The following is a 26,792-nucleotide window of genomic DNA, read 5'->3' as shown; positions in this document are numbered from 1 at the left end:
ACCCCATGTTAGAAAAAGAAATCAAAAAATATAAAGCCAAAGATTTTGCATCGGATCAAGATGTAAAGTGGTGTCCAGGTTGTGGTGATTATGCCATTTTAAAACAAGTACAAGCGGCACTTCCAGAAATAGGAGTGGCGAAAGAAGATATTGTTTTTATTTCAGGAATTGGATGTTCCTCAAGGTTTCCTTACTATATGGACACTTTTGGAATGCATGGAATTCACGGTAGGGCTCCAGCTATTGCCTCGGGACTTAAAGCCAGCCGTCCAGAGTTATCCGTGTGGATGATTACTGGTGATGGAGATGCGCTCTCTATTGGAGGAAATCATTTAATTCATTTATTGAGAAGAAATTTAGATATGAATGTACTTCTTTTCAACAATGAAATCTATGGATTAACCAAAGGACAATACTCTCCTACTTCTGAAATAGGAAAAGTAACAAAATCTACTCCAAAAGGAAGTATCGATCATCCATTTAATCCTTTAGCTTTAGCTATGGGATCGGATTCTACTTTTATTGCCCGAGTGATGGATAGAGACCCAAAACACATGCGTGCTATTTTCTTGGAAGCAGAAAAACACAAAGGAACTTCTTTGGTAGAAATTTATCAAAACTGTATTATTTTTAATGATAAAGCATTTGAGCAGTTTACCGATAAAGGATCGAAAAAGGAAAAAACTATCTATCTAGAAGAAGGAAAACCCCTTGTTTTTGGAGCAGAAAATGAATTAGCAGTCGTTTTGGAGGGGCTTAAACCCGTGGTAAAACCATTAGCAGAATGTACTGATACAGAACTGTGGATGCATGATTCTTCAGATAAAATAAAAGGGTTTATCCTCACACAATTTTTTGCAGATAACCCTGAGTTACCACGTCCTTTCGGGATTTTATACAAAGAAGATCGTTTCCGATATGAAGATGCAATGGAAGCTCAACTCTCTGATGATGGAGATCTAGATGCCATTCTTCGAGGAAAAAATACTTGGTCAATGTAGTTATCAGATAAAAAACAAATTATATATTTGACTTAACTAAAATTTTTGAAAAAATAGAAGATGATTGTTTTTAATAAACCATACTTAACAGGTAAAGAAACTCAATATATTCAAGAAGCTGTACAAACGGGTAAAATCTCTGGAAACGGAGATTTTACCAAGCGTTGTCAAAAATATTTTGAAGATAAATATGGTTTTGGAAAGTGTTTACTCACCACTTCTTGTACCGATGCTCTAGAAATGTCGGCTATTCTTTTGGATATCCAACCGGGTGACGAGGTTATTGTTCCAAGTTATACTTTTGTTTCTTCTGCCTTGGCTTTTGTTAGAGAAGGTGCGGTAATCAGATTTGCTGATTCCAATGAAAATCACCCAAATATTGCTGTTTCAGAAATAGAAAAACTCATTACGCCCAAAACCAAAGCCATTGTAGTGGTTCATTATGCAGGATTTGCCTGTGATATGGATGAAATTATGGCACTTTCTGAGAAACACAATATTCCTGTAGTAGAAGATGCTGCCCAAGCAATTGACAATTATTTCATTGATAAAAATGGGAATAAAAGAGCTTTGGGTTCCATCGGTCATTTATCAACTTTTAGTTTTCACGAAACCAAAAATATCATTTCTGGAGAAGGAGGACTTTTGGCTATCAATGATCCAAAGTACTTCAACAGAGCCGAGATTCTTTGGGAGAAAGGGACAAATAGAGCCGAATTTTTCCGTGGAGAGGTCAATAAATATGGATGGGTTGATACAGGTTCTTCTTTTTTACCAAGTGAAGTAATTGCAGCTTTTCTTTGGGCACAGTTAGAGAATATGGAAGATATCCAAACCAAAAGACTGCATATTTGGGATTATTACTATAAAAACTTAAAAGAACTAGCTGAAAAAGGTCATTTTGAGCTTCCTGTTTTAAATGGAAACTCTACAAACAATGCTCACATGTTCTATATCATCTGTAATTCTTTGGAAGAACGCTCTGCTCTTATTAAGTATATGAGAGCGCAAGATGTACAAGCGGTTTTCCACTACCTTAGCCTTCATAAAAGTGAATACTACGAAGATAAATTCCAAGAGGATAGAACGATTCCAAATTCTGATAAATTTGAGAATCAACTATTAAGATTACCGTTATACTATGAGTTATCTGATACAGATTTAGAACAAGTTGTTGCTTCTATTAAAGGATTTTTTGAAAAATAATTTATCATTTTTTAAATACGATTCATTAAAAAAACCCTTTTAGAAAAATTCTAAAAGGGTTTTTTACTATTTAGCAGTCCAACGTTTTTGGAACACAACAACCGTTCTTTATTTATCAATATCAAACTCCACTACCCAAATCCCTCTAAGTTCATTCACACCGTAACCTACGGCTTCATCAAGAGGGTATTTTTTATTTAAAGCAAGTAGTGTTTCTTTCTTGATTTGGGTATCGGGTGTACCGTGACACTGAAGACACATTTTATTCGTAGTTATAGGCGCATATAAAGTCTTTTTAGCATCCGTAATTGTAATTTGTGGCTCTAATGTTTCACCTTGCTTTATTTTATCCTTAAAGAAGTTTATATAGTCCTGTTCTAAACTGTTTGCTCTTTGGTTTTTATTTCTAGGCTTATCAGAAACTCTTTTTATTTGGGCATTGAGCTCCAATTGCATACTATCTGTAATACTTTTTGCGTTTAGATGACAGAAGTCTAATGCGGCTAAAGTTCCATTTTTATTGATTTGTCCCATCAAATTCTTCCCTAATTGTCCTTTGGTAGTTCTCACGATCTTCATTCCTTTAGAAATCATATCTGCATGGGGATTTTTGTCTTTTTTCCCCATACTAGAAAGACCTTGATACCACTTTGGCTTAGGTAAATTTTCTCGATAAATATAGAAAGCTATTTGCTCAAGTTCTTTTTTTGAAAAACCTAATGGAGGCATCAGATTATATTTCTTAACCATTTCAGGCATTAGGCTATTTTCGGCTTTTGGTTTTTTTGCAAAAGAACTGAGGGCTTGGATAAAATTAGCCTCTTGAGGATATTTTTGTTTATACACATCTTTTATATAAGCCATTGGAGGAGCAATACTTCCATTTTTTGATGCCGTGGGAATATGGCAAGTATTACATTTCATTTTTAAGAGTTTCTCTCCTTCTGCAAGTTTTTGTTCTGGACTAAGTGGTTTGGTATTTTTTTGTCCTCCTCCACAAGAAATTAATCCGATACTGAGTAGAAAAAAACTGGTGTAAAATAATGATTTCATAGGTCTGTTTGTCTCTATTTTGTACCAAATAATACCATTTATGGTGTTAATTTACTCATAGGTATAATGCCGATACATTGCTAAAAGCCAGTTATGAACGCAGTGAAATAAGTGGGTGATTTTAGCAAGTAATCGGTATAAATTGTATTTGGTATCATTCACAAAGTTAAAATTCTACCTTAGAATAAAGAAAAAATGAGCAAACAAAGTATGTGACATTGATCAATCAAGAAGAGGTTTTAATGGTGCCACCTCATTCAATAAAAGGTAATTTTTGCACAAAAAAAACCTATTCTCTTTCCAGAAAATAGGTTTTTAAGTTTTTTTGGTACCGAAATACTTATTCAGCAGCTGGTGTTTCTTCTGTAGCTGGTGTGCTTGCAGGAGTTTCTGTGGCTGGTGCAGTATTTGCTGGTGCAGCAGGAGCAGCTGGTGCTTGCATTCCTGTTTCTTTTACCTCTTCAAGATATTCGTTTTTAAGCTCTGGTGTATCAACTGCTCTAGTCTGAACATTGATAAACTTGTGCGATGCTAATACTAAGACAACAAGAACTACAGCAAGTGTCCAAGTTGTTTTTTCGATAAAATTAGTGGTTTTTTGAACTCCCAAAATTTGGTTTCCACCACCAAATGTTGAAGATAATCCTCCTCCTTTTGGGTTTTGTACCATCACTGTGATTATCAATATAACACAAACCAATACCAATAAGGCTCCGATAAGACCAATCATATTATTTATTTTTTTTCAGTTTCTTGATTTCTTCTATCTGATTTGCAAAGAAACTACTTTTTTCGGGATTTTTCAAACTTAATATCTCATAAGCTTCTATTGCTTTGTTATAAAGTCCCTGATTTTTGTAAATTTTCGCCAAAGTTTCGGTAGTAAAGTGTCCGTGATCGGTAATACTTTGCTCTGCCAAGTTTTTTTGCTTGCCTTTGGGTTTTTCTTTGTTCGGTTTATTTCCTTTTCTGTTTTCAAGGAATTCTTCTATAGCAAATACTTTTTGTTTGTTTTCTGGCTTTTCTTCTTCAGAACTTTCTTTTAGGACTTTGTTTTTGTCCTTTATTGCCAGTTTTAACCAATAAGAAAACGAAAGTTCCTCTTGAACTGTTTCTGTAATCTTTTCTGGAAATTCCTCTGTTTTTTCAGTATTTTCAAGAGAAGAATGAGATGTTAAATATAGAGTTTCCTTGTTTTCAAGGTCTTTCTTTTCAGGTGTTTCATTCTCCAAAATCCAAACTGCATCTGGTATTTGAGTGAGTTGATGAAAAAGTTTTTTGGAGTCGGATGCAAAGGCTACTGTTTTTCGAAGTTCTCGCTCATATTTTTGTGCATCCTCTTGGTCTTGAAGGCTTTTTTGATAAAGCATTCTCCCCAGCTGAAAAAAAGGAAATTCTTGGGTTAAAGATTCCAAGTTTTGAATTTCATCAGCGGTGAATTCTTCTTTTTGAAGATAGTTTAATATGTCGAAATTTTCGAAATTCATTTACCAATTTGTCAAGGTTTCATTGATAATATTATCAAGTATTTCTGTAATAATTTGTTGTGACAATTCTTCTTCTACACTTTGAAAAGAAGTTTCTTTACTAAAGTCTCTATAAACGGCAGGAAATAATTTATCTACATTATTTTCTGGTTGCTTAATGTTGATAAATTTACAATGTACTTTGATTGAAAAACGGGTATTTTCTGCTGTATTGGCATTAGAAATCCCTATCGGTCTTAAGCTATATTCTTTTACGGTTATTTTATATTGTAAGTCGGGATCGAGTCTTTTTTCTACCAATTTTGTTTGGCTCAAAATACGATTAATGAGTCCTTGCTGGATATTAAAACCCAATGAAGGTCTTACCGTAAGGGCTTCATTGGCTATGGGAAGCACAAAAAAAGTCTTGATACTTGGGTCTATATTAATTCCGGTAAGGGAATATACTCCACAAGATTGGATTCCCATAAAAAACGGGATCAGAAGGGTTAGAAGCCATTTTCTCATAGGTCGTATTGTTTTATTTTTCTGTATAAAGTACGTTCAGAAATGTCCAATTCTTTCGCTGCTTCTCTTCTTTTTCCTTTATGCTTTTCTAGGGCTTTTTTTATCAAGCGTATTTCCATTTCTTGAATAGAGAGACTTTCTTCCTCGGCGTCCTGTATGGGTTCTTCAAAGTATTCTTTTTCTGCAGAAAAACTAGGTTCTTCTGTGGTATAACTAAAAGAATCAATGGTTGTTTCTTCGGTCCTTGGAGCTACCTCTTGTGCTTGAGCTATTTGTAAAAGTCCTGTATTACTCGTTGCCAAATGTGTTTCTTCATTCAGTTTCTGAATGGTTTGTGCATGATCATTTGCAAAATCCTGACTATAGCCTTTTTTGAGTAAATCTACGGTGAGATTTTTGAGCTCTGCCAAATCCTTTTTCATATCAAAAAGCACTTTATAAAGTATTTCTCTTTCAGAAAAAGAATCTTCTGGATTCTTAACAACTAACTCATTCTTTGAAGCCGAATAATTAGGAAGAAAAGACTGCAAAGTGGGTGCATCTATCATTCTATTTTCTTGCACAACAGAAAGTTGCTCCACCACATTTCTAAGCTGACGAATATTTCCTGGCCAATTGTATTGGTGTAAGACACTTAAAGCATCAGGCGTAAGCCTTACAGTGGGCATTCTGTATTTACTAGCAAAATCACTCGCAAATTTTCTAAAGAGTAAACCGATATCATTTCCTCTTTCTCTCAAAGGAGGAAGCGTGATTTGCATGGTATTTAAACGATAAAATAGATCTTCACGAAATTTTCCTTTTTGTACGGCTTCAAAAAGATTTACATGCGAAGCTGCAACAATTCTTACATCCGTTTTTTGTATTTTAGAGGATCCTACACGAATGAATTCCCCTGTTTCCAATACTCTTAGAAGCCTTACTTGGGTAGCCAAGGGAAGTTCTGCCACTTCGTCTAAAAAAATGGTTCCTCCATCGGCTTCTTCAAAATATCCTTTTCTGGCTCCGGTGGCTCCCGTAAATGCTCCTTTTTCGTGACCAAAAAGCTCAGAATCTATAGTTCCATCAGGGATGGCTCCACAGTTTACGGGTATAAAAGATTTATGTTTTCGTAAAGAAAGTTGATGGATGATTTTTGGAATAGCTTCCTTACCCGTTCCACTTTCTCCTGCAATGAGTGTTGTGATATCGGTGGGTGCTACTTGCATGGCTTTTCTGATGGCTCTGTTTAGACCTTCCGAAAAACCAATAATTCCAAATCTATTTTTAATATTTTGTTCGTCCATCTCTGTTCTATTCCTATTGTAATTCTTGCATTTTTGAAAACCCTACTGCTGTTCCTTTCAAAGTAGCACTGGTGCAATCTTCGATTTTTACGTTAATAAAATCTCCTTTTTTGTATTGTTCTTTTGGAAAAACAATTACGGTATTCTGTGAATTTCTTCCAAAAAGATGCTCTTCTGATCTTTTTGAAACACCTTCTACCAACACTTCCTGTACTTTTCCAATTCTTGCTTGATTATTTGCCAAAGAATGTTTTTGTTGCAGGTCAATAATCTCTGTCAACCTCTTTTTCTTTGTTTCTTTTGGAATATCGTCTTCCATTTTCTTTTCAGCCAAAGTATTAGGTCTTTCCGAATAGGCAAACATATATCCAAAATCAAATTTCACATACTCCATGAGCTTAAGCGTGTCTTGGTGTTCCTCTTCTGTCTCAGTACAAAATCCTGTGATAATATCATGAGAAAGGGCACAATCTGGTACTATTTTACGAATAGCATCAATTCTTTCACGGTATTCTGCATTGGTATATCCTCTATTCATTAGTTTCAGAATACGGTCGTTCCCAGACTGAAAAGGTAGATGAATAAATTTACAAATATTGTGATTGTTTGCCATAGCTTCTAGTACGTCATCTGTCATATCCTGCGGGTTAGAGGTGGTAAATCTAATACGCATATTAGGAGCTGTTTTGGCTGCTTTTTCGAGCAATTGTCCAAAATTTGTACTGGTAGCTTTTTCTATTTCAGAGAGTTTTTTGAAATGCTTTTTCGGACCTCCACCATACCAAAGGTAAGAATCGATATTTTGTCCTAAAAGAGTTACTTCTTTAAATCCTTTTTCAGAAAGCTCACTGATTTCTTTTAAGATAGACTCTGGATCTCTACTTCTTTCACGTCCACGAGTGAAGGGAACAACACAGAAAGAACACATATTATCGCATCCTCTCATGATGGATACAAAGGCAGAAACTCCGTTTGTACTGAGTCGTACAGGTGATATATCGGCATAGGTTTCTTCCATACTCAAAAGTACATTCACGGCTTTTTTTCCGTCATCAAGATCACCTAAAAGAGTAGGCAATGCTCGGTAAGCATCTGGACCCACAACGAGGTCAACGATTTTTTCTTCTTCTAAGAATTTATCTTTTAAACGCTCTGCCATACATCCAAGAACTCCTACTTTGAGTCCTGGATTGTTTTTTTTGAGTTTTTGAAAAGTACTGAGTCTTTTTCTTACTGTTTGCTCGGCTTTTTCACGGATAGAGCAGGTATTTACAAAAACCAAATCGGCTTCTTCAATATTTCGGGTAGTTACATAGCCTTCTTTGTTGAGAATGGAAGCCACAATTTCGGAATCCGAAAAGTTCATTTGGCATCCATAACTTTCGATATAGAGTTTTTTGTGTCCCTCTTGGTCTGAGACTACTGTAGCTTGTCCTTGTTGACTTTCGTCTAATTGGATATTTTCGTGGTTGTTATCTGTCATTTTCAAAGAAAATTAGGAAGCAAAGTTACTCACAATTATTGGAAAATTGTCAAAATGGCAGTTGTATTAGATTTTTATATTATATTTGAGTCTATTATGTAATTTATGAATTGTCTTATGACTTTACCTCGAACAATTAGATATTAAACCATTTCTCGTATATTAGATTTTTCTCTTTGCCTAATGCCAATAGTTCACCATCAAAAATCATTAAAAGAATGTTGAAAAATATTTACCGATTTATATCGCCAAAATTTCAAAATTTGTTTTCGGATTATCCTGTACAGTTCCAACCCCAGATACGGGCATGGGAAACCTGCTCATCAATCCTTGTATTCAATCATTAACCAAGATAGAGCACTTTATGCTAGTTGGTTAGAAAAAGCTGTAAATCATTCAAACAATCTTTTAAAAATAAATAAAGTAGCGTGTGAGAATAATCATCCTAATTGGGTAAATGGTTTTCTACCTGGTTTGGATATTATAATGCTATATACTCTTATCGCTGAATTGAATCCAAAAAAGTATATAGAAGTGGGTTCAGGAAATTCTACGAAAGTAGTTTACAAAGCTAAATCGGAGAATAATTTGGCTACACAAATTATTTCCATTGACCCCCAACCAAGAGCAGAGATAGATCATTTAGCTGATGAAGTCATTCGTAAACCTTTTGAAAATTTGGACTATGAAAGCATATTATCCTTAGAGGCTGGAGATGTTTTGTTTATTGATAATTCGCACAGAATATTGCCCAATTCAGATAGTATGGTATTCTTTTTAGAAATATTACCAAACTTAAAACCTGGGGTTATTGTTCATATTCATGATATTTATTTACCTTATGATTACCCACAATTTATGTGCGATCGTTTTTACAATGAACAATACGGACTTGCTATGTATCTAATGGCAAACTCAGATAAGTATCAAACCATTATGCCTAATTATTTTGTTTTTGAAGACCCTGAGCTTCATGGAATTTTAAAACCACTTTGGGAAAATCCAAAATTGAATGGAGTAGAGAAACATGGAGGATCCTATTGGTTGAAAATTGGAGAAAATTACTCATCAAAATAGTCTTCAAATTCGATATCCCAATCCTTAAAATCGTCAATATCTCGACGATCTTTCTTGGTAGGTCTTCCCAATCCTGAATCTCGAAATTCTCCTTTATGACGAATGACATATTGTTCCTTAAATTTGTCTTTTTCTTCTTGTGGAGTATGGTCTTCATAACAGGTTTGAGCCACGGGAAATCCTACTCTTTGATCAATTATTTTGAGAATTTTTAGTGTGTAATTTATTTTATTTTTTTCAAAGGTCACCATATCTCCCACAACAACATCTGAAGAAGGCTTGGTGCTTCTTTTATTAATTCTCACCTTTCCTCTTTCGCATGCTTTGGTGGCTTGTGTGCGGGATTTAAACATCCTAACACTCCATAACCATTTATCGAGTCTTACTTTTGTTTTCGCCATTCTGTTATCAATTTTGTACGGTGGATTCCAACCAAATTTATTAAATCCTTTTCTTTTGCTTGTATCACCGATTTTACCGAGCCAAAATGTTTGAGTAATTTTTCAATGGTTACTTTTCCCAAACCTTTTATTTCCTCAAGCTCACTTTTGAGAGCGTTATTAATCCGTCTTCCTCTATGATGAGTAATCCCAAAACGATGGGCTTCGTCACGCATTTTTTGAATTAATTTTAACGATTCCGACCTTTTATCCAGATACAAGGGGTAAGAATCTCCTGGGAAAAATATTTCTTCCAATCTTTTGGCAATTCCAATAATGGGTACTTTTCCTTTTAAACCTACATTTTCTAAGGCTTTTACTCCAGCACTCAACTGACCTTTTCCTCCATCAACCACAATGAGATGAGGAAGTGATTCTCCTTCTTTCAGCATCCTAGAATAACGCCTTGTGAGTACTTCGGTCATAGAAGCAAAATCATCGGGTCCTACCACCGTTTTGATTAAAAAATGGCGATAATCCTTTTTGCTTGGTCGTGCATTTTTAAACACCACACAGGCTGCAACTGGCTCGGCTCCTTGAAAATTTGAATTATCAAAACACTCAATATGTGTAGGAAGCTCCGTAAGTCTTAGATCTTTTTGAACTTGAGTAAGAATTCTTTTACTGTGTTTCTCTGGATCTGTCTGTTGGATATGTTTCCATTTTTCTAAGCGGTAATATTTCACATTTTTTTCGGATAAATCAATCAGTTTTTTCTTGTCTCCAATCTTTGGAGTAGAAAATCTGGCATCAAATCCTTCAATTTCAAATTCAGGAATATTAATCAGTACTTGTTTTGCCTTGGAGCTAAATTTATTTCTAATCTCCACCACCACACGCTTGAGTAATTCCTCATCAGAAATATCCACTTTCTTTTTGTATTCACTAGTAAAAGACTGTATAATAGAACCGTTCATTATCTTAAAATAATTCACATAAGCTTCTTGATCATCAGATAGAATTGTGAATACATCCACATTGTGAATACTCGCACTTACCACAGTAGATTTTGAGGAATAATCTTGAAGGGCATCCCATTTTTCTTTCCAAAATTGAGCTGTTTCAAATTCTAAATTTGAGGCAGCATTTTTCATTTGAATTTTAAGATAATCTAAAACATAAGCCGAGTTTCCTTTAAGAATTTGCCTTATTTGTTTAATATCTTCTTGGTAAGCCTCTTCTGATTGTAAGCCTTCGCAAGGTCCTAAGCATTTTTTTATATGGTAGTCCAAGCAAATTTTATATTTTCCCGCTTGAATTTTTTCTTCTGATAAATCAAATTTACAAGTCCTAAGTGGAAATAATTGACGGATCAAATCCAGCAGGACATAAACAAATTTCACATTGGTGTAGGGGCCAAAATATTCTGATCCATCTTTGATCACATTGCGGGTCATAAAGACCCTTGGGAATCGTTCTTTTTTAATACAAATCCATGGATAACTTTTCCCATCTTTAAGAAGAATATTATACCGTGGTTGGTATTTTTTTATCAGGGTGTTTTCTAATAAAAGTGCATCTGCCTCAGTTTCTACTTTTATAGTTTCGAAATCTTGAATTCTACTTACTAAAACCTTGGTTTTCCCCTCCTGATTATCTCTAAAATAGGACAGAAGCCTGTTTCTGAGTTTGATTGCCTTTCCCACATAAATCACTTTCTCGTTTTTATCCTTAAAAAGATAAACACCAGGCTCTTGTGGTACTACTTTTATTTTATTTTTAAGACGTTCTATTCTGTTCAAGGGAATGACTTATGATTATACCGATCCTTTGCTAAATTACTCACGTATTTTACCACACCCATGGTTTATTTTCAGCAATGAGTCAGCTTATTTACCTACGGGAAATTAACCCAGAATGTAGTATTACTTCTTTCTCTTTTTCTTAAACTTAGTTACTTTTCTACCTTTGTTCACCCCTGCAAGTCTTTTTCCTCTCTCTGCTTGCTGGGTATTTCCTTTAGAAAAAAGTTGTGCTTTTGCTTCTCTTTCGTCCTCAATGATAGACATTTTCTTTTCATCTACCAAAACACCTTCTGGAAGTTCTATTTGTTGAATAGAAAGTTCTACCTGAGAGAGCATTTCAGCCCATGCTTGGTTTTCTTCTTCTGTTCCATAGTAAGAGCTTTTACTTTCTGGATGACGGTCTTGAATATTATTAAAAGCTGTGAAGTGAGACCATTTCAAGAAAGACTCAAAACAAACTAACTGGTCTATTTTATTCATTGGAAGCTCAGAAAGCATCGACAAAGGAACAATTAATAAATTGAGTAAATTATGTTCAAATTGCTCAAGATCATGTTCATTTTTATTCACCTTATCATTGGGATGCAAGAATCCAAATGCCCCTACGGTGTTTCTTTCCAAATACTGATTCACCAATAGAACCGAAGAGTTAGATCGGCAAACAACCACCATTTTTTCTGAAGGATCTAGTTGCTCAATTTGGTTTTTGAGCATTCTCACTTTTGTTTGATTGTTTGGAGTTGTATAGAAATATTGACTTTCTATAATTGGGTGATTCAACTCTAAAGTTTCCTCAAAATGATAATAGTCTAAATAATAATAATTGTTTTCTAGCCATTCTTTTGTTTTATCAAAATAGAGCTCAGAAAAATATACCGAATGGCATTTTGAAGGCAATTCGTTCACCAAATGCTGTAGTTCTCCTTGTAAATTCAAGTCGAAAAGATAGTCTAAATCATCAACTACAAAAAGCTTTATATCATTGAATTTAAATAAATTTGATTGAAACAATGCAAATAATTTCCCCGGTGTTGCAATTGCAAAATCAAAACCTTCCTCCACTTTTTCTATCCATTCTATCTGGTCCATTTTTGGAGCAAAAAGCATGGTTCTAATATCGGTGTGGGCTGAGATTTCTTGAAACATTTGTCCGAGCTCAATTACGACCTCTCTATCTGGCACAACTAATAATGCACGAGGAACGTTTCCTTGAGCATGGCTCAATTGACGACAGATGGAAGTGAGATAAGCAATTTTTTTGTCCAAGTTTAGCTGTGTACGAACGGCAGAATTCTGACCGCTATTCACTCTTTTGTGAATCTTTGCTTGGCTTTTGCTAAATTCTTCAATTCCCATGTCTATCAAGGAAGTTTGAAGTCGTGAAGGTATTTTGAGTTTGTCGAATTGCATGATGACTATTTTGTGCAAAAGTACAGAAATAGAATTAGAAGTTTGTGCGTATCACTTTTTTACAATTTCTTTTCTCTTACTGATTTTCCTTTTAAATTTAGCTCAACTTACAAATCCCTCTAAACACATCAAAAACAAATATATAGACCCCTAAAAAAAGTATCTCTCTGTTTACAGTCAAGTAAATTTGAAATATTAATTATTTTTCATTTGTTGAGAATGCTGCCTAGATAATATTCACTTTACTATTATTTATTCCCCTTCAAAAGATTATTCCAAGCCAATCTATGGACATTTGAACCGTCTTTTCCGCTATTTTTTAGTTTGTACTTCTTTTAGAAGCTTCCTAGGATCTTCTTCAATAATACGGCCGTTTCTAGAGATTACGACTGGACTATTTTTATAAATTTTATACTTTAACATTTTTATATAAGACATGTCAAATCCTTTAACAATTTTTTTACTAAAATCTGATAATTCCTTTTCTTTATTCATCATACTCTTTTTTAAGTTTACACCATACTTCATGATCAACAACGCTCACTGAATCATCATTTTTTTCGGCAATTACGTCCATGCTCCCATGAGTGTTGTTGACTAGAACCCATTTATTAACAACATTATTAAACAATTGGAAAAAATTCTTTAATCCACTCTGATACCTACGGATAATAACATTCTCGGGTATCGAATGTCCTCCTTCTTTCACTCTTATCTCAACACGTTTTATAGCTAACTCACTTGAATCTAAATGTAAAAAGAGTAACGTGACAAGATATCCTTTACTTTGAGCTAATTTAATAAACTTAATATAACTCCTTGTGGACAATGTAGTTTCTAATGCAAAATTAATACCTTTTTCCAATAATTCGTGAATTCGGCGTAGCATTAGCCTTCCTGATTGTAGTTGAACACTTACTCCATTTTGATTTAAAGGAGATAAACCTTGAGCTATTTCATCTGCGTTAACGAACTCTTGGCAATTCAATATTTCTGGCAGTACTGTAAAAGATGCTGTTGTTTTTCCAGCACCATTTGGACCTGCTATTATGTATAAATTTTTCATTTATATTTGTTTTAACTATTTCCCCTTCAAAAGATTATTCCAAGCCAGTCTATGGACATTTGAACCGTCTTTTCCGCTATTTTTTAGTTTTGTTTTTATGATATTTTCGGGCATTTTTTCATAAAATGGATGGTTATACACCTCCTTAATAGTTTCTTTATGAAGTTTTTGTATTTGACGGAATTTTTGCAATTCTTCTACACAAATACAACTAATGGCGATACCTTTTCTCCCTAATCTTCCTGTTCTTCCTATGCGGTGTTCATAGTTTTCTTTATTATCCGGTACTTCGGCATTGATCACTAAAGTGGTATCAGGAATATCAATTCCTCTTCCGAGAACATCTGTGGTAATTAATATATTGAATTCATTATTCCTAAATCGATTAATGGAGTTCAAACGGGTATTATTTCCTTTTTTTCCATGAAGAAATTCCACTTGAAAATCTGCTTTTTTGAGTGCTTGATAAAAGTCTCTGGCAAAGAATCGGTCATTAAAAAATAGAATAGTTTTATGATGAAGATATTCATATAAGAGATGAAACAGAAGCTCTTCTTTATCATCTTTTTTTGAATAATAAACTTTTTCCTCAATATTCAGTTTGTTGGAAATATGTTTTTGAATTTCAATCCATTCAGTATCTTTTGCCTGTTCTTCAATAATCGCTTTCAGGTTTTTAGGGACTGTTGCCGAGAAAAAAGCTTTCTGACATTTGCTAGGTACTGATACAAGAATTTTTTCCACCGCACCTTTCATGCTTTTTTCCATCATTTGATCTACTTCATCCATTACCATAGTATAAATTCCAGCAAGGTTAAATCTACTTTTGGAGAGTAAAGTGGCAAGCATTCCGGGATTGGCAATAATTACCGATGGATTCTTTTTTCTCAAATTTTGAATAGAACGTTCTTTCATTCCTCCAGATACAATGGCATAACTCATGAGTTCATCTGGTCGCCATTTCTCCAATTCATCCCTTAGCTGGTAAGCAAGTTCTTTACTGGGACAAAGCAATAAAAACTGACGTGATTTGTCTTCCAACCATTGATCTATTATAGGTAAAAGAAAAGAAAGTGTTTTTCCTGTTCCTGTTCTGGCAACACCTATCATGTTTTTTCTTTCCAGCATGGCGGGAATAGCTCTTTTTTGGATGGCTGTAGCATCGGTAAAACCATGATCTCTAATGGTGGAAAGTACTTTTGCACGTAAACCTAAATGACTAAAGGCGTTTTTATTTTCTTCTTGCATCATCATATTTGAGGAAATAATTGGATACAAAGATAGGAAGACTGTTTCAATAAGAATCTAAATCCTTGCAAATGCTAATTATAGGATCCTTTCTATTTTTATGGTATAGGAAAGAATTTCTACAAAAAACTCATTACAATTATTCTTGATTTAAAATGGTTTTAATTCTATAACCAAAAAGGGGTAATAAGTGACCTGTAATAAACCTGAATAAAAAAATATCTTTAATATTGCTATGAATCGACTTTTAATTGGTTCAAATGATAGACGACTAAAAGTATATTTTCCTCTTCCATTTTTTATGACTTCATTTACACTCCAGCCTGAAAGTCCGCTCATTATTGTCAATTCCGAAAGTTGTTCGAATGTCAGGTTCTCTGAAGTAGCCGTTAGATATACTTGATTTCCGTTTTCAGTTCCAACATTTGTTATTTCATTATTTTCTTTAGAGAAATGAATACGCAAAAAAAATGGTTCATCTTTAATAGGTAAATAGACAACGTTTGTTTTATAGAATGACTCAAAATCAACTCGTTATATTTTAGGTATTCCATTTTCTAATTCAACATTATGAACTTCCATAAATTGTTCAGTAGTTACAAAAGTTGGATTATTGATTTCTGAAATAGCTTTTCTTATTAACTCTTTTTCCAATGTTTGTTCGGTTTTTTTTGGTTACAGGATTGAGCAATGACAGTTACAAATGAACAAGCATAATTTTCCCCAGAAATTCAGTGTAAACCTGTAAATTAAAATCGCTTACAGCGTGAAATTACCAAATTATTTTAAAATAAAAGCTTCCCTAATAAGAAATGAATTCTTTTGTGTTATACCAGCTATATTTATTCTTGATTCCAAAAAACTATGGCTTAGAAAAAACAAAAAACCCGATGAAAATTCATCGGGTTTTTGCTTCTGTGCGGCTGAAGGGAGTCGAACCCCCACGCCTTGCGGCACTAGATCCTAAGTCTAGCGTGTCTACCAATTCCACCACAGCCGCAGAATGTGGATGCAAATATATGGTATTTTTTTCCTTTGTTGTAATCTTTTTTTTCAAAAAAATTAAGAAAACTACCTTTTTGCATCAGCAGTTGGCCTACTAGGGCTCGAACCTAGACTCTTCTGAACCAAAATCAGATGTGTTGCCAGTTACACCATAGGCCATTGCAATTAGTTGGCCTACTAGGGCTCGAACCTAGACTCTTCTGAACCAAAATCAGATGTGTTGCCAGTTACACCATAGGCCAATTGCGAGTGCAAATCTAATAACAAATCCATAAATCAACAACATTTTTTAAGATAAATATTACCATTTTTTTGGATTTTATATACTCATTATTCATTCTTAGTGCTTACTTTTGAAATAATGAAAGCAATTGTTTCAATCATTTTCAGTTTATTACTGCTATTTATAACACCCGCTAGCTTGGTGTTAGACAATAGTTTGGCTCAGGATTTTTCTCAAAATTCTGAGATGAGCTGTGGAACAAATTGCGAAATGAGTTGCTGTAAAGTAAACAACACTCAAGAAGCTGGTACTCCTTCTTGTTGCACACCCACAACTTGTAACCAAGTGGTCGTAAATTCGTCGATTAACTTTCTACCAGTAGATTTTTTTAGATTAAGTCCTAAACATGAAAATCAAGAAAAGCCTTTGCTTTCTTGCTATATCAATCTTTATTCAAGCATTGCCACAACAGATGTTTGGAATCCTCCTAAAAGCGTTTAATTTTTCTTTTTCTAATCTTCTTTCATAATAAAGAAGACTAGTTTGTTCCATTATAGAAAGGAACGATTCTTAACCAAAGAATGATTTCTTTGGTCTGTACAATATTCATCTTCAAGAATAGGACTACCTATTTTTCTTGAGATGATTCACAAAAAAAAAATTAAACCATGAAAAAAATACTTTCATTCACACTTGTTTTCACCTTAAATATGGTGACATTTTCAACTTTTGCTACAGCACCTTCTACAGCTACTTCTGTTATTTCTGAAATAGAAAATGATCGAGTAATTATTTCCGTAAAAGGAATTAAATGTAAAAATGGTGTAGCCAAAATTATTAAAGCCCTTACAGAATCTGAGGGAGTTACCGAAGCTACAATTGAAGGAAAAATGGGTGCCAAGACAAAATTCCTTGTTGTTTTTAGTGCTGAAAAAACCAGCAAAGAAACGATTAAGAAAACGGTAGAAGCCATTCCTAGTTGTGAATCTGGAGAAGATTTTCCTTATAAAGTAAAATACTAAGACAAAACATTTAAGATCAAATGAAAAGTCTTTATTCACTTTTCCCTAAAGCGAGTCAGTTTGCCGTTTTGGGGAAAGGCTACTTGTTGGGGTTCTTTTTTCTGCTCATACAGTTTTCTTTTGCCCAAGAAAAAATAAGCGGAAATGTAGTTGACCAAAACAAAAATGCCTTATCAGAAGCCAATGTATTCTGGGATAATACCGTTATTGGAACCGTTACTGATAAACAAGGGAATTTCTCCCTAAATCTCCCGTCTAGTACCAACAGAACTTTGGTCATTAGTCATGTGGGATATCAAACTCAAAAACTAAAAATAACGAATCCAAACACTTATCAGCAAATAACTCTTGAAGAAAGCAATGAGTTAGAAGGAGTTGATCTTGTGGAAAAAAGGAAAGGAATAAAAATTTCTAACCTAAAAACTGTAAAAGTTGAGCAAGTATCGGAAACAGAACTAAACAAATTTGCTTGTTGTGATCTTGCAGGAAGTTTTGCTACCCAACAATCTGTAAAAACCAAAACGTCCAACGTGATTACCTACGCTCGTGAGCTTCAATTATTGGGTGTGTCAGGAGTTTATAATCAAGTAATGTTTGATGGTTTTCCGCTCCAGCAAGGACTCAATTATACCTATGGAACCAGTGGAATAGCAGGACCACTTATCAACGCCATCGATGTAGCAAAAGGAGCAAATAGCGTAATGCAAGATTATGATGTAATCTCGGGAGTAATTGATGTAAAACTCAAAAAACCAAATGACTCAGAAAAGCTTACCGCCAATATGTTTATCAATAATTTTGGTGAAAACCATTGGAATGTTCATTATAAATACAAAGGAAAAGGCTGGAGTAATTTACTCTCTTTAAACACCGTATTTCCTGCCCAAAAAACCGATAATAATGATGATGGTTTTATGGATTTACCTCAACTTAATCGATTCCATGTACTGAACACTGTCCAGTTTGGAAATAAAAAAGATTGGGGGTTTTTCTCTACCACAACCTTTAGGTATATTCAAGAGGATAGACTCGGTGGTCAAATGGACTTTGATAAAGAAAAACACTTGGGAGGAACAGAAGTTTATGGACAATCTGTATCATTTAAACAACCCGAATTTTGGTCTAAAAACATCTACAAATGGGATGACGATCGTTTTCTTAGCGTAAACCTCTCCGCATCTTATCATGATCAAAAAAGTTATTATGGAACCACTTTGTATGATGCACAACAGATTTTGGCTTACGCCAAAGCTTTTTATAGCGTGAGACTCAATGAGAAATCAAGTTATAAATTAGGTGCAGGATTTCGATTATTAGATATGGATCAAGACATTAGCTTTACAGAAAATCCTTTAAAAAGAGACTTTGATGGACTTTATACAGAAAATCACCAAGTGGCAAGTATTTTTGGAGAGTTTAAATCGGAAATAATCCCTAGTAGAATGACCATGATTTTAGGATTAAGACTAGATCATCACCAAGAGCATGGAGCATTTTTTGTTCCAAGATTACTCACTAAGTGGGATTTAAATGAAAACTCAAGCCTTAGAGCAAGTATAGGATCTGGGTGGCGAAATCCACTTTTGTTTCCTGAAAACATTAAAGTTTTATCCACAGGTAGAAACCTCGTTATTGATGAGTTAATGCCCGAAAAAGCCCTAAATTATGGTTTGAATTTTACGCAAAATTTCAGTACCGAAAATTGGGAAGGTTATCTTAGTGCAGATGTTTACCAGACACATTTTGACAACCAAGTTTTCTATGATTATAGCAAAAATAATGAGGAAATTATCATCAAAAATCTTCAAAAAAGTAGATCTCGTGGAGGACAAATAGAGATTTCATCTACGTATAAAGAAAAATTGGATCTGAAACTGTCTTATACTTTTACCCAAAACCAAATGGAAAAAAATGAGCAATATAATGAAACACCATTTTATGTTCCTCATCAGTTCGGAATAGCTACTTCATATAGACTTATGGAGGAAAAACTTCACCTAGATCTCAATGCGCATTTTAATAGTGCTGTTCCTGTTCCTACAGAAAATCCTTTAGTACAAGGCGAGAACTATTGGTTAATAAACGGACAAGTTTCTTATTATTACAAGAAGTTTAAATTCTACACAGGATTAGAAAATATCTTTAACTACAAGCAGAAAAAACCTATTTTGGATACAAAAAACCCTTTTTCTAGGGATTTTGAAACAGCTTATGCTTGGGGACCGATCCGCGGGAGAGAATGGTATTTAGGAATCACTTACCGTATTGATTAAAACCATGAAATGCTTATGCCACTTTATGGTATAACATACTAGCATTACAAAAAAGAGCTCAATATTTTGTTCAAATATTGAGCTCTTTTACTTTTATTATCTTTCAGAAAATCATCAATCACGTTGGTATATTCGCATGATCCGTTCACTAAGACCACAAAGGATTTCATAGCTGATACTGTCTGCTTTTTTAGCAAATTCTTCTAAAATCGGAAATCGTTCATCCCATAGAACTACCTCATCATTTTCTGAAATTTCTTTCAGATGACTGATATCTATCATAGACATATCCATGCAAATATCTCCCACAAAAGGACAGAAAATGCCACGAATAAATACCCCCCAAACACCATTTCCGAGCTTTCTTGGAATCCCATCGGCATATCCCATTCCTATAGTGGCTATTTTGGTTTGTTTTTGGGCAATAAATTTTCTATTGTATCCTACTGCTTCACCTTTTTCAAGGCATTTTATTTGACTAATAAAAGTGGTGAGGGAAAGAACAGTAAGTAGATTTTTCTGATGTTTTTCCGCTACTGAAAGTCCAAAAAGTCCAATACCCAAACGCACCATGTCAAAGCTGGCTTGAGGGTAATTAAGAATACCATTGGTATTGAGAATATGTTGGGGAATTTGTTGGTTTAATTTTTTTTCGAAAAGCTGTGCTCTTTCTTTAAATTGATTGATTTGTTGACAGGTAAAGCTTTTTCCGTCTTCAGAAAAACTATCTGCAAGATGAGAAAAAATAGAAGCCAATTGAATATTTGGGCATTCTTGAATTGTCTCAATGGCAAAGAGGTCGTCACCTAGTTTAAAACCCAAGCGATTCATTCCTGTATCCAACTTAATGTGAACAGGGTAGGAGTCTATTTTTTTTGAAGAAAGTGTATTTTGCCAAGAAACGAGCATAGAACTTTGAAAGATTTCGGGTTCCAGGTGATGTTTAATCATGAGATCAATAGAGGAATCTTGATGATTTAACACCATAATTTTCGCTTTTACCCCTGCATTTCTCAGTTCTATACCTTCATTTACATAAGCTACAGCAAAGCCCCAAATTGCCTGTTTTTCGAGCTCCAAAGCGAGCTCTACAGCCCCTACTCCATAGGAGAATGCCTTGAGCATCAAAATGATTTCTGTATCCTGCGGAATTTGGGTTTGAAAGTATTGAAAATTGTGCTTTAAATAATCCAAATTGACATTCAAAATGGTACTATGAGGCCGTTGTGAAAAATGCTCGACAATTTTTTCAAAAGCAAAACGTCGAGCTCCTTTTATGAGAATTCTTTTATTGTTTAAACGGGTTTTATCAAAAGATTTTAGAAAGTTTTGAGCATTTTCATGAGTCTCTATCAAATTCTGAAACAAATATCCAAAAGATTGCCAATCGTTTCCAATTCCGATAATTCGGTAATTTGGGTATTGTAATAAGTCTTTTGAAAGCTGTGTGAAGAATGTCTTTTTATCCTTAAAAACATCCACAAAATCTGAAAGAATCAACCACTTTTCTCCACCGCCTTCTTTCATCGTTTCTAAGGCTCTATAAAGAGATTGTGTATCGTTTGAATAAGCGTCGTTTATCAAAATTGACTGATAAAGTCCCTTTGTTTTTTCTAGTCTCATGGACATAGAGGGCAAGGTTTCAAAACGTTTTAAAACTTCGGGATGGAGCATTTTTATACACCAAAGAAAGGCAAAAGTATGCAAGGCGTTTTCCTCCCATATTTTTCCATGAAAGGGAATTTTGAAAGTGTATTTTTCCGCTTTTATTTGTACCGTTATTTCTGTGAAATTATTTTTTCTGATTATTTCTAAAATTCTTATTTCAGAAGTCGAAGTTTCCCCCCATTTTAGCAGTTTTATATTAGGTAAAGCGTTTTTAATTTCTTGATAAAATTGATTTGCTAAATCCTCATGGATAATCAGTGTTTTTGAGTCTCTAAAAAGTTGTAATTTTTCAGAAAATTTATGTGAAAATGATTCAAAATTCTTTTGGTGAGCATCGCCCAAATTTGTAAATATCCCCACCTCAGGCAAGATTATTTCTTGCAATTTGCGCATCTCATTTATTTCGGATATTCCTGCTTCAAACACTCCATAATCACTTCCTTCTTCTGCTTCTAGAACAGATAAAGGAACGCCTATCTGGGAATTGAAACTTTTAGGAGAACGGCTAATATGATATTCTTTACAAAGTAGATGATAGATAAATTCTTTCACTACTGTTTTCCCATTACTACCTGTGATCCCGAGAATGGGGAATCGCAATTTTTTGCGATATTTTTTTGCGATATCCTGTAAAGTACTTAAAGAATCTTCGCAAACAAAAAAATTAACTGATTCATCTTCTAAATCAGTAGGGATATATTCTACCAAAAAATTATAAAAGCCTTTTTTAATAAGTGCTTTTACGAAATCATGACCATCAAATTGAGTTCCTTTTAAGGCTACAAAAAGAACTTCTTGAGGATTAGAAACCGTTATTCTACTATCAATAATTACTTGATGAATTGATTGATTATAATCAAAAATTTTACTTTCTGAATCCTGAGAGATCGCTAATAGTTCTTTGGCGTTTAATTGCATTATTTTTGTGTATAACACACTCTACAAAGTGGTTCATATTCATTTTTTTCGCCCAACAAAACTTGTTGCTTATCTTTATGTATTCTATGGGAATATTGAGCGACATCTCCACAAGATACACATATTGCATGGACTTTTGTGACAAATTCGGCAGTTGCCATTAAGAGAGGCATGGGACCAAAGGGTTTTCCCTCGAAATCCATATCCAAACCAGCAACCAAAACCCTTATTCCTTGATTTGCAAGTGCATTACAAACCTCTACAATGTCTTCATCAAAAAACTGAACTTCATCTACACCGATCACATCAAAATTTTGAGCGAGTGTCAAAATTTCTTTAGAGCTTGCTACAGCCACAGAGGAAATACTGTTTGAATCATGAGAAACAACTTTATTTTCATGATAACGAGTATCTATTTGTGGCTTAAAAATTTGAACTTCCAATTTGGCTATTTTAGCTCGTTTGAGCCTGCGAATCAATTCTTCTGTTTTCCCCGAAAACATGGATCCACAAATAACTTCTAGCCATCCTTTTACTTTGGATTTACTTCTTCTATGCTCAATAAACATTGTATTTTTCCTCTCTTTTTTATCACAAACTAATTGATATAAAACAACTTATACAAACTAGTGAATTAACATAATAAATGGTATGGTTTTTCTTCTCAAAGAAATAGAAAAACTCTACGAAATCTTTTGAAGTGTAAAATTACAATTTACCCCTTGTTTCTAAAAAGATTGACTTAAAAATCTTTCCATAAAAATTTTCATATTTTTTCAGAAAATTAGTTATATTTGCCATCCTCAAAGGGTCGGTTGGCGGAGAGGCTACGCAGCGGTCTGCAAAACCGTGTACACCGGTTCGAATCCGGTATCGACCTCAAAACAAAAAGGATAGCAACATTGCTATCCTTTTTTTGTTTTTTTAGTTTTTATCCTTCGTATTTCTTAACGAACAGGTTCTTTCCAGTCACCATTTTCTCTTATAAGATTAATGAGTTCTTCTACTGCTACTTCAGAGGGAAGATTTCGTTTCATAACTTCTTGCCCTTTATACAAAGATATTTTTCCTACTCCTGTTCCTACATAGCCATAATCTGCATCAGCCATTTCTCCTGGTCCGTTCACAATACAGCCCATAACTCCTATTTTTAGACCTTTTAGATGTTCTGTTGCCTCTCTTACTTTTGCCGTGGTTTCTTGCAAGTCAAAAAGAGTTCTACCACAAGATGGGCAAGAAATATATTCTGTTTTAGAAGAACGCATTCGTGAAGATTGGAGCATTCCGAAAGCCAATTGATTATAGGTTTTGATCAGATTTTTTTGCGGAGGTTTCATCCATAAACCATCAACCATTCCATCCAACAATAAAGCTCCAAAACCACCTGCGGCTTGCATTTGTATGGTGAGTTTTTCTGTGTTTTCTGTATTGAAATAAAGAAGAATAGGATGTTTTAATTTGTTTTTCTTATTTGTTTCAAGGATCCATCTTCTCATTTCCCAAAGCGTGTTTTTATTCTCAGAATACAACACCCAAACAACAGTAGGATCGTCTTGAAACAAGGCTCCATCTTCAAGATTTTGAGCATTTACAAGAACGAAATTATGCAAGGAAGAGCGTTTTTCTGCTGCCGTATCTTGGTATTCTGAAACACTAAATAAGTTTAAATCCGAAAGTCCCTCTTTGGCTTTTTTTATCACCCCAGTTGCTTCGGGCATATTGATTTTATTTCCTTGATCAAAACACACAAAATCAGGGGCTTGATCACCTAAAGTCCATTTATCTGTTTCTAGAAAATATTGGAAAGTAATTTCTTCTAAATCATTCAAAGTAATTTCCTTAAAATCACTCAAATCTGAAACTACAACAGGGACTTTTCCACTTCCAATTTTTCCGAAACCAATACTTTTTCGCCTTTCAAAGTGGTAAGGATTATAATCGTTTTCTCCTTCAAAATTTTTGATATTAGGAGCGGGGGTTTTCTCTCCCAGTTGTTTCACCATTTCTTGGGCAACTGGAATTTCAAAAACTGGTGCTTCTGTTAAGGAAACACGTACCGTATCTCCTATTCCATCCATAAGTAAAGCGCCCATTCCAACAGCTGATTTTATTCTTCCATCGTCGCCATCTCCAGCCTCTGTTACTCCCAAGTGAAGCGGAAAGTTCATTCCTTCTTTTTCCATAGCTACAATGAGTAAACGATAAGCCTGCATCATGATAATGGTATTGGAAGCTTTCATTGAAAGAACGACATCTAGATAATCCATTTCTTTACAGATTCTTAAGAATTCCATTGCCGATTCCACCATTCCTTCAGGTGTATCTCCATATCTGCTTAATATTCTGTCTGAAAGTGAACCATGATTTGTTCCTATTCTCATGGCTGTGCCATGTTTTTTACAAATTTCTACTAATGGAGCAAAGCGTTTTCTTATCTTAGAAACATCTTTTTGATAAGTAATATCATCATATTCAATGATTTTGAATTTCTTTTTATCTACATAATTTCCAGGATTTACCCTCACCTTTTCTATAATGGTAGCGGCGACTTCTGCGGCCTTTGGCGTAAAATGTATATCTGCCACCAAAGGAGTATGATGCCCTAGTTTTGCCAATTCTTCTTTGATCTTCCTTAAATTCTCGGCTTCTTTTACTCCCGGAGCCGTAATTCTAACAATTTCACAACCTGCCTCTATTAATTCTACACACTCTTTTACCGTTGCCTCGGTATCCATCGTATCTGTGGTGGTCATTGATTGGATTCTAATTGGGTTATTCCCACCTATTCCAATATTTCCTACCATAACTTCTCTACTTTTATAGCGTTGGAATTCTGATAAAGATTTTAAATAGAATGCTTTCTGTTCCATTGGGTTTTTGAGATTGAATTGGTATTACAAAAAAACTAAAATTTGAGGGATTAATATCAAATATATTTCAAAACAAATGATAAAAGTCGATTTCTAATGCTTTAAACTCCTCTGAAATGCCATTAATGTTCAAGAGTTTTCAAAATTAAACGACCACTCCTTATCTTTGCCTAACCAAAAAGTCTAAAAATGCAAATTCAAATATTTACTTTTAATCCTTTTCAGGAAAACACCTATCTTTTGTTTGATGAAACCAAAGAGGCTGTATTAATTGACCCAGGATGCCACACAGAACACGAATATGAAGAACTGGTGGAATTCATTGAAAAAAACGACCTAAAACTTGTAAAAATCATCAATACCCACTGCCATATTGATCATATTATGGGCTGGTATTTTACAACCGAAAAATGGGGTTTAAAACCTTATTACCACAGTAAAGAAGAGGTTTGGGTACAAGGAATGCAAGAACATGCCAAAATGTTTGGGTTCGAAATGGAAGATTTTGGAGCTGATTATGGAATTCACCTAGATGAAATGAAAAGTATCGGTTTTGGGAATACCGAACTTGAAATCCACCTTTGCCCAGGACATGCGCCAGGACATGTGGTTTTTCATCACCCAGAGAGTAAGCAATGTATTGTGGGAGATGTGATCTTTAAAAACAGCATTGGTAGAACAGATTTACCACATTGTAACCAACAAGATCTTGTAGATGCTATTCGAAATACGATTTACTCTTTCCCCGATGATACTGTGCTTTTCCCAGGTCATGGACCAAGAACTACAGTAGGTGAAGAGAAAGTAGGAAATATGTTTGTGAGAGTGTAACCAACCTGCTTATAAAAACCCCCTCTGTTTCTTGTTCGTGAAACAGAGGGGGTATTTTTTTTATTATACTATGAGAAAATTGACACCATAAGTGGTGTTATAAGAAATATATTCTTATTGATTTAAGAATTTCAAATTCTTTGGTATTCAATGAAATATTTAGAATGCGAACCCGAAATTAAACCCAAATCTGATTCCCATTCCAGCTGCATCATCAACTTCGAAATCAATATATTTTTTGGCGAACAATTCGTCTCCAAGCGAGTCATAGCTTGTGGAATTAGATGCTGGTTCGTTTAATTCAGCTACATCATATTCTGTTGTCGATGTTCTAGATTTGTATTGCGGTCCAGCGAAAATTTCGAAGCTAAAACCTCCTTTACCAATCCATTGATAACCAAGAACAGCTCCACCACCTATAGATGTATTCGTTCGTTCTCTTGAAAGATCCTTATCTTGTCCTTCCTTTATTTCACTGACATCTGTAAGATCATTTGTAACGTTTCTATAACGACCAAATACAGCAAGATACATTCCTCTTGGTGCTTCATCTGAAAAGGGATAAAATCTACATTCAGGGATTACAATAAAGCCATTTCGAGCATTGTCGTATTTACTTTCTACCCCGTTAATTGTTGAGCTTCCTGAAGAACTTGAGTTAATGAAACCAGCAGAAAATTGGACAGAAAATTTATTATTTAATGCTTTTTCATAAGCGAATTGATATTGACCAACAAAAAGACCCACCACATTCATTTTAATGACATTTTCTTGTTGCTCTCTTTGAGAAAAATTTTGTGCATAGCTAGAAGTAGAAGAAGCTAAAAGAGCTCCACAAAGCAAAGTAATTTTAAGTGTTTTTTTGAGTAACATTTCTTGTAGTTTTTTGAATTAAACAAATCAGATTTGGAAGGAGAACTTTTTTCTTATCCAAATCTTTGGCAAGCTTATCCAAATCTTAAACCAAAAACAG

Annotated in this window: 24 protein-coding genes and 4 tRNA genes; 8 read left to right on the top strand and 20 right to left on the bottom strand. The window is 34.4% G+C overall.

From position 1 onward, the window contains the following. The first annotated feature begins 5 nt into the window (after positions 1-5). The gene (locus tag N4A45_04965; GenBank protein ID MCT4664567.1) at positions 6-1,001 is read left to right on the top strand and encodes a 2-oxoacid:ferredoxin oxidoreductase subunit beta; all 996 of its coding nucleotides are present in this window, start codon (positions 6-8) and stop codon (positions 999-1,001) included. A gap of 60 nt (positions 1,002-1,061) precedes the next feature. After that, complete coding sequence (gene rffA, locus N4A45_04960; protein MCT4664566.1) at positions 1,062-2,207, top strand: dTDP-4-amino-4,6-dideoxygalactose transaminase; 1,146 nt, start codon at positions 1,062-1,064, stop codon at positions 2,205-2,207. 108 nt (positions 2,208-2,315) lie between these two features. Here the strand turns inward: rffA and N4A45_04955 are convergent, their stop codons facing one another. The 6 genes from N4A45_04955 to miaB all read right to left on the bottom strand — a co-directional run bounded on the left by N4A45_04955 (position 2,316) and on the right by miaB (position 8,023). After that, a complete protein-coding gene (locus N4A45_04955; protein ID MCT4664565.1) occupies positions 2,316-3,260 on the bottom strand; it encodes a DUF3365 domain-containing protein in 945 nt (314 codons plus the stop codon). A gap of 340 nt (positions 3,261-3,600) precedes the next feature. Next, complete coding sequence (gene secG, locus N4A45_04950) at positions 3,601-3,990, bottom strand: preprotein translocase subunit SecG (protein ID MCT4664564.1); 390 nt, start codon at positions 3,988-3,990, stop codon at positions 3,601-3,603. Position 3,991: 1 nt separating this feature from the next. Beyond that, positions 3,992-4,747 carry a hypothetical protein gene (locus tag N4A45_04945; GenBank protein ID MCT4664563.1) on the bottom strand — a complete coding sequence of 252 codons (756 nt, stop codon included), beginning with the start codon at positions 4,745-4,747 and terminating at the stop codon, positions 3,992-3,994. After that, positions 4,748-5,254, bottom strand: a complete 507-nt coding sequence (gene lptE, locus N4A45_04940; protein ID MCT4664562.1) for an LPS assembly lipoprotein LptE — start codon at positions 5,252-5,254, stop codon at positions 4,748-4,750. Next, positions 5,251-6,540: a sigma 54-interacting transcriptional regulator gene (locus tag N4A45_04935; protein MCT4664561.1), complete on the bottom strand. Its 1,290-nt coding sequence runs from the start codon at positions 6,538-6,540 to the stop codon at positions 5,251-5,253. The genes lptE and N4A45_04935 overlap by 4 nt, the downstream gene beginning before the upstream one ends. A 13-nt stretch (positions 6,541-6,553) precedes the next feature. Next, positions 6,554-8,023 carry a tRNA (N6-isopentenyl adenosine(37)-C2)-methylthiotransferase MiaB gene (gene miaB / locus N4A45_04930; GenBank protein MCT4664560.1) on the bottom strand — a complete coding sequence of 490 codons (1,470 nt, stop codon included), beginning with the start codon at positions 8,021-8,023 and terminating at the stop codon, positions 6,554-6,556. A gap of 330 nt (positions 8,024-8,353) precedes the next feature. Between miaB and N4A45_04925 the strand changes: the two genes are divergently transcribed. After that, positions 8,354-9,100, top strand: coding sequence for a class I SAM-dependent methyltransferase (locus tag N4A45_04925; GenBank protein ID MCT4664559.1), 747 nt, complete (start codon positions 8,354-8,356; stop codon positions 9,098-9,100). Here the strand turns inward: N4A45_04925 and N4A45_04920 are convergent. From N4A45_04920 to N4A45_04875, 10 genes are all read right to left on the bottom strand, one after another. Then, on the bottom strand, positions 9,085-9,501 hold the full coding sequence (locus N4A45_04920; GenBank protein MCT4664558.1) for an RNA-binding S4 domain-containing protein: 417 nt from the start codon (positions 9,499-9,501) through the stop codon (positions 9,085-9,087). The two genes, N4A45_04925 and N4A45_04920, sit on opposite strands and share 16 nt — an antisense overlap. Further along, entirely contained in the window at positions 9,483-11,282 is a 1,800-nt protein-coding gene (gene uvrC, locus N4A45_04915) for an excinuclease ABC subunit UvrC (protein MCT4664557.1), read from the bottom strand. Before uvrC ends, N4A45_04920 begins: the two co-directional genes overlap by 19 nt. Before the next feature lie 123 nt (positions 11,283-11,405). Further along, positions 11,406-12,695, bottom strand: coding sequence for a DEAD/DEAH box helicase (locus tag N4A45_04910; GenBank protein MCT4664556.1), 1,290 nt, complete (start codon positions 12,693-12,695; stop codon positions 11,406-11,408). A gap of 312 nt (positions 12,696-13,007) precedes the next feature. Beyond that, positions 13,008-13,193, bottom strand: coding sequence for a hypothetical protein (locus tag N4A45_04905; protein ID MCT4664555.1), 186 nt, complete (start codon positions 13,191-13,193; stop codon positions 13,008-13,010). Next, the gene (locus N4A45_04900) at positions 13,183-13,761 is read right to left on the bottom strand and encodes a zeta toxin family protein (GenBank protein ID MCT4664554.1); all 579 of its coding nucleotides are present in this window, start codon (positions 13,759-13,761) and stop codon (positions 13,183-13,185) included. Before N4A45_04900 ends, N4A45_04905 begins: the two co-directional genes overlap by 11 nt. A gap of 15 nt (positions 13,762-13,776) precedes the next feature. Further along, positions 13,777-15,015 (bottom strand): DEAD/DEAH box helicase, encoded by a 1,239-nt coding sequence (locus tag N4A45_04895; protein ID MCT4664553.1) that lies wholly within the window; start codon positions 15,013-15,015, stop codon positions 13,777-13,779. Positions 15,016-15,159: 144 nt separating this feature from the next. After that, positions 15,160-15,474: a hypothetical protein gene (locus N4A45_04890; protein MCT4664552.1), complete on the bottom strand. Its 315-nt coding sequence runs from the start codon at positions 15,472-15,474 to the stop codon at positions 15,160-15,162. A gap of 453 nt (positions 15,475-15,927) precedes the next feature. Further along, positions 15,928-16,009, bottom strand: a tRNA-Leu gene (locus N4A45_04885). A 91-nt stretch (positions 16,010-16,100) separates the two neighbouring features. Beyond that, a tRNA-Gln gene (locus tag N4A45_04880) sits at positions 16,101-16,173 on the bottom strand. Between the two features lie 10 nt (positions 16,174-16,183). After that, positions 16,184-16,256, bottom strand: a tRNA-Gln gene (locus N4A45_04875). A gap of 119 nt (positions 16,257-16,375) precedes the next feature. Here N4A45_04875 and N4A45_04870 point away from each other — a divergent pair. The 3 genes from N4A45_04870 to N4A45_04860 all read left to right on the top strand — a co-directional run bounded on the left by N4A45_04870 (position 16,376) and on the right by N4A45_04860 (position 19,532). After that, entirely contained in the window at positions 16,376-16,738 is a 363-nt protein-coding gene (locus tag N4A45_04870) for a hypothetical protein (GenBank protein MCT4664551.1), read from the top strand. A 167-nt stretch (positions 16,739-16,905) separates the two neighbouring features. Further along, positions 16,906-17,259: a heavy-metal-associated domain-containing protein gene (locus tag N4A45_04865; GenBank protein MCT4664550.1), complete on the top strand. Its 354-nt coding sequence runs from the start codon at positions 16,906-16,908 to the stop codon at positions 17,257-17,259. A gap of 20 nt (positions 17,260-17,279) precedes the next feature. Then, positions 17,280-19,532 (top strand): TonB-dependent receptor, encoded by a 2,253-nt coding sequence (locus N4A45_04860; protein MCT4664549.1) that lies wholly within the window; start codon positions 17,280-17,282, stop codon positions 19,530-19,532. Between the two features lie 114 nt (positions 19,533-19,646). Here N4A45_04860 and N4A45_04855 read toward each other — a convergent pair whose 3' ends face one another. Beyond that, positions 19,647-22,118 carry a bifunctional UDP-N-acetylmuramoyl-tripeptide:D-alanyl-D-alanine ligase/alanine racemase gene (locus tag N4A45_04855; GenBank protein ID MCT4664548.1) on the bottom strand — a complete coding sequence of 824 codons (2,472 nt, stop codon included), beginning with the start codon at positions 22,116-22,118 and terminating at the stop codon, positions 19,647-19,649. Next, entirely contained in the window at positions 22,118-22,687 is a 570-nt protein-coding gene (locus tag N4A45_04850; protein MCT4664547.1) for a thymidine kinase, read from the bottom strand. The genes N4A45_04855 and N4A45_04850 overlap by 1 nt, the downstream gene beginning before the upstream one ends. Positions 22,688-22,927: 240 nt before the next feature. Here N4A45_04850 and N4A45_04845 point away from each other — a divergent pair. Continuing rightward, positions 22,928-22,998: transfer RNA gene (locus N4A45_04845), tRNA-Cys, on the top strand. Between the two features lie 67 nt (positions 22,999-23,065). Here N4A45_04845 and ispG read toward each other — a convergent pair. Then, on the bottom strand, positions 23,066-24,988 hold the full coding sequence (ispG, locus tag N4A45_04840) for a (E)-4-hydroxy-3-methylbut-2-enyl-diphosphate synthase (GenBank protein MCT4664546.1): 1,923 nt from the start codon (positions 24,986-24,988) through the stop codon (positions 23,066-23,068). 189 nt (positions 24,989-25,177) lie between these two features. Here ispG and N4A45_04835 point away from each other — a divergent pair, with 189 nt between their 5' ends. Further along, positions 25,178-25,819, top strand: coding sequence for an MBL fold metallo-hydrolase (locus N4A45_04835; GenBank protein ID MCT4664545.1), 642 nt, complete (start codon positions 25,178-25,180; stop codon positions 25,817-25,819). Between the two features lie 159 nt (positions 25,820-25,978). On the opposite strand, the gene N4A45_04830 is transcribed toward N4A45_04835, so the two are convergent. Beyond that, positions 25,979-26,692 carry a DUF3575 domain-containing protein gene (locus N4A45_04830; GenBank protein ID MCT4664544.1) on the bottom strand — a complete coding sequence of 238 codons (714 nt, stop codon included), beginning with the start codon at positions 26,690-26,692 and terminating at the stop codon, positions 25,979-25,981. Positions 26,693-26,792: the final 100 nt, after the last annotated feature.

It is taken from the genome of Flavobacteriales bacterium (assembly GCA_025210805.1).
Taxonomy (GTDB): domain Bacteria; phylum Bacteroidota; class Bacteroidia; order Flavobacteriales; family CAJXXR01; genus JAOAQX01.
This window is presented reverse-complemented; position numbering and strand designations above follow the sequence as displayed.

Excerpts from the sequence above, each read along its gene's own strand:
- ispG (MCT4664546.1), bottom strand. The coding sequence starts at position 24,988 with ATGGAACAGAAAGCATTCTATTTAAAATCTTTATCAGAATTCCAACGC.
- N4A45_04850 (MCT4664547.1), bottom strand. The coding sequence starts at position 22,687 with ATGTTTATTGAGCATAGAAGAAGTAAATCCAAAGTAAAAGGATGGCTA.
- N4A45_04830 (MCT4664544.1), bottom strand. The coding sequence starts at position 26,692 with ATGTTACTCAAAAAAACACTTAAAATTACTTTGCTTTGTGGAGCTCTT.
- N4A45_04900 (MCT4664554.1), bottom strand. The coding sequence starts at position 13,761 with ATGAAAAATTTATACATAATAGCAGGTCCAAATGGTGCTGGAAAAACA.
- N4A45_04920 (MCT4664558.1), bottom strand. The coding sequence starts at position 9,501 with ATGGCGAAAACAAAAGTAAGACTCGATAAATGGTTATGGAGTGTTAGG.
- N4A45_04860 (MCT4664549.1), top strand. The coding sequence starts at position 17,280 with ATGAAAAGTCTTTATTCACTTTTCCCTAAAGCGAGTCAGTTTGCCGTT.
- N4A45_04895 (MCT4664553.1), bottom strand. The coding sequence starts at position 15,015 with ATGATGATGCAAGAAGAAAATAAAAACGCCTTTAGTCATTTAGGTTTA.
- N4A45_04935 (MCT4664561.1), bottom strand. The coding sequence starts at position 6,540 with ATGGACGAACAAAATATTAAAAATAGATTTGGAATTATTGGTTTTTCG.
- N4A45_04945 (MCT4664563.1), bottom strand. The coding sequence starts at position 4,747 with ATGAATTTCGAAAATTTCGACATATTAAACTATCTTCAAAAAGAAGAA.
- N4A45_04835 (MCT4664545.1), top strand. The coding sequence starts at position 25,178 with ATGCAAATTCAAATATTTACTTTTAATCCTTTTCAGGAAAACACCTAT.
- N4A45_04905 (MCT4664555.1), bottom strand. The coding sequence starts at position 13,193 with ATGATGAATAAAGAAAAGGAATTATCAGATTTTAGTAAAAAAATTGTT.
- N4A45_04955 (MCT4664565.1), bottom strand. The coding sequence starts at position 3,260 with ATGAAATCATTATTTTACACCAGTTTTTTTCTACTCAGTATCGGATTA.
- secG (MCT4664564.1), bottom strand. The coding sequence starts at position 3,990 with ATGATTGGTCTTATCGGAGCCTTATTGGTATTGGTTTGTGTTATATTG.
- rffA (MCT4664566.1), top strand. The coding sequence starts at position 1,062 with ATGATTGTTTTTAATAAACCATACTTAACAGGTAAAGAAACTCAATAT.
- lptE (MCT4664562.1), bottom strand. The coding sequence starts at position 5,254 with ATGAGAAAATGGCTTCTAACCCTTCTGATCCCGTTTTTTATGGGAATC.
- N4A45_04865 (MCT4664550.1), top strand. The coding sequence starts at position 16,906 with ATGAAAAAAATACTTTCATTCACACTTGTTTTCACCTTAAATATGGTG.
- miaB (MCT4664560.1), bottom strand. The coding sequence starts at position 8,023 with ATGACAGATAACAACCACGAAAATATCCAATTAGACGAAAGTCAACAA.
- N4A45_04855 (MCT4664548.1), bottom strand. The coding sequence starts at position 22,118 with ATGCAATTAAACGCCAAAGAACTATTAGCGATCTCTCAGGATTCAGAA.
- N4A45_04870 (MCT4664551.1), top strand. The coding sequence starts at position 16,376 with ATGAAAGCAATTGTTTCAATCATTTTCAGTTTATTACTGCTATTTATA.
- N4A45_04910 (MCT4664556.1), bottom strand. The coding sequence starts at position 12,695 with ATGCAATTCGACAAACTCAAAATACCTTCACGACTTCAAACTTCCTTG.
- N4A45_04965 (MCT4664567.1), top strand. The coding sequence starts at position 6 with ATGTTAGAAAAAGAAATCAAAAAATATAAAGCCAAAGATTTTGCATCG.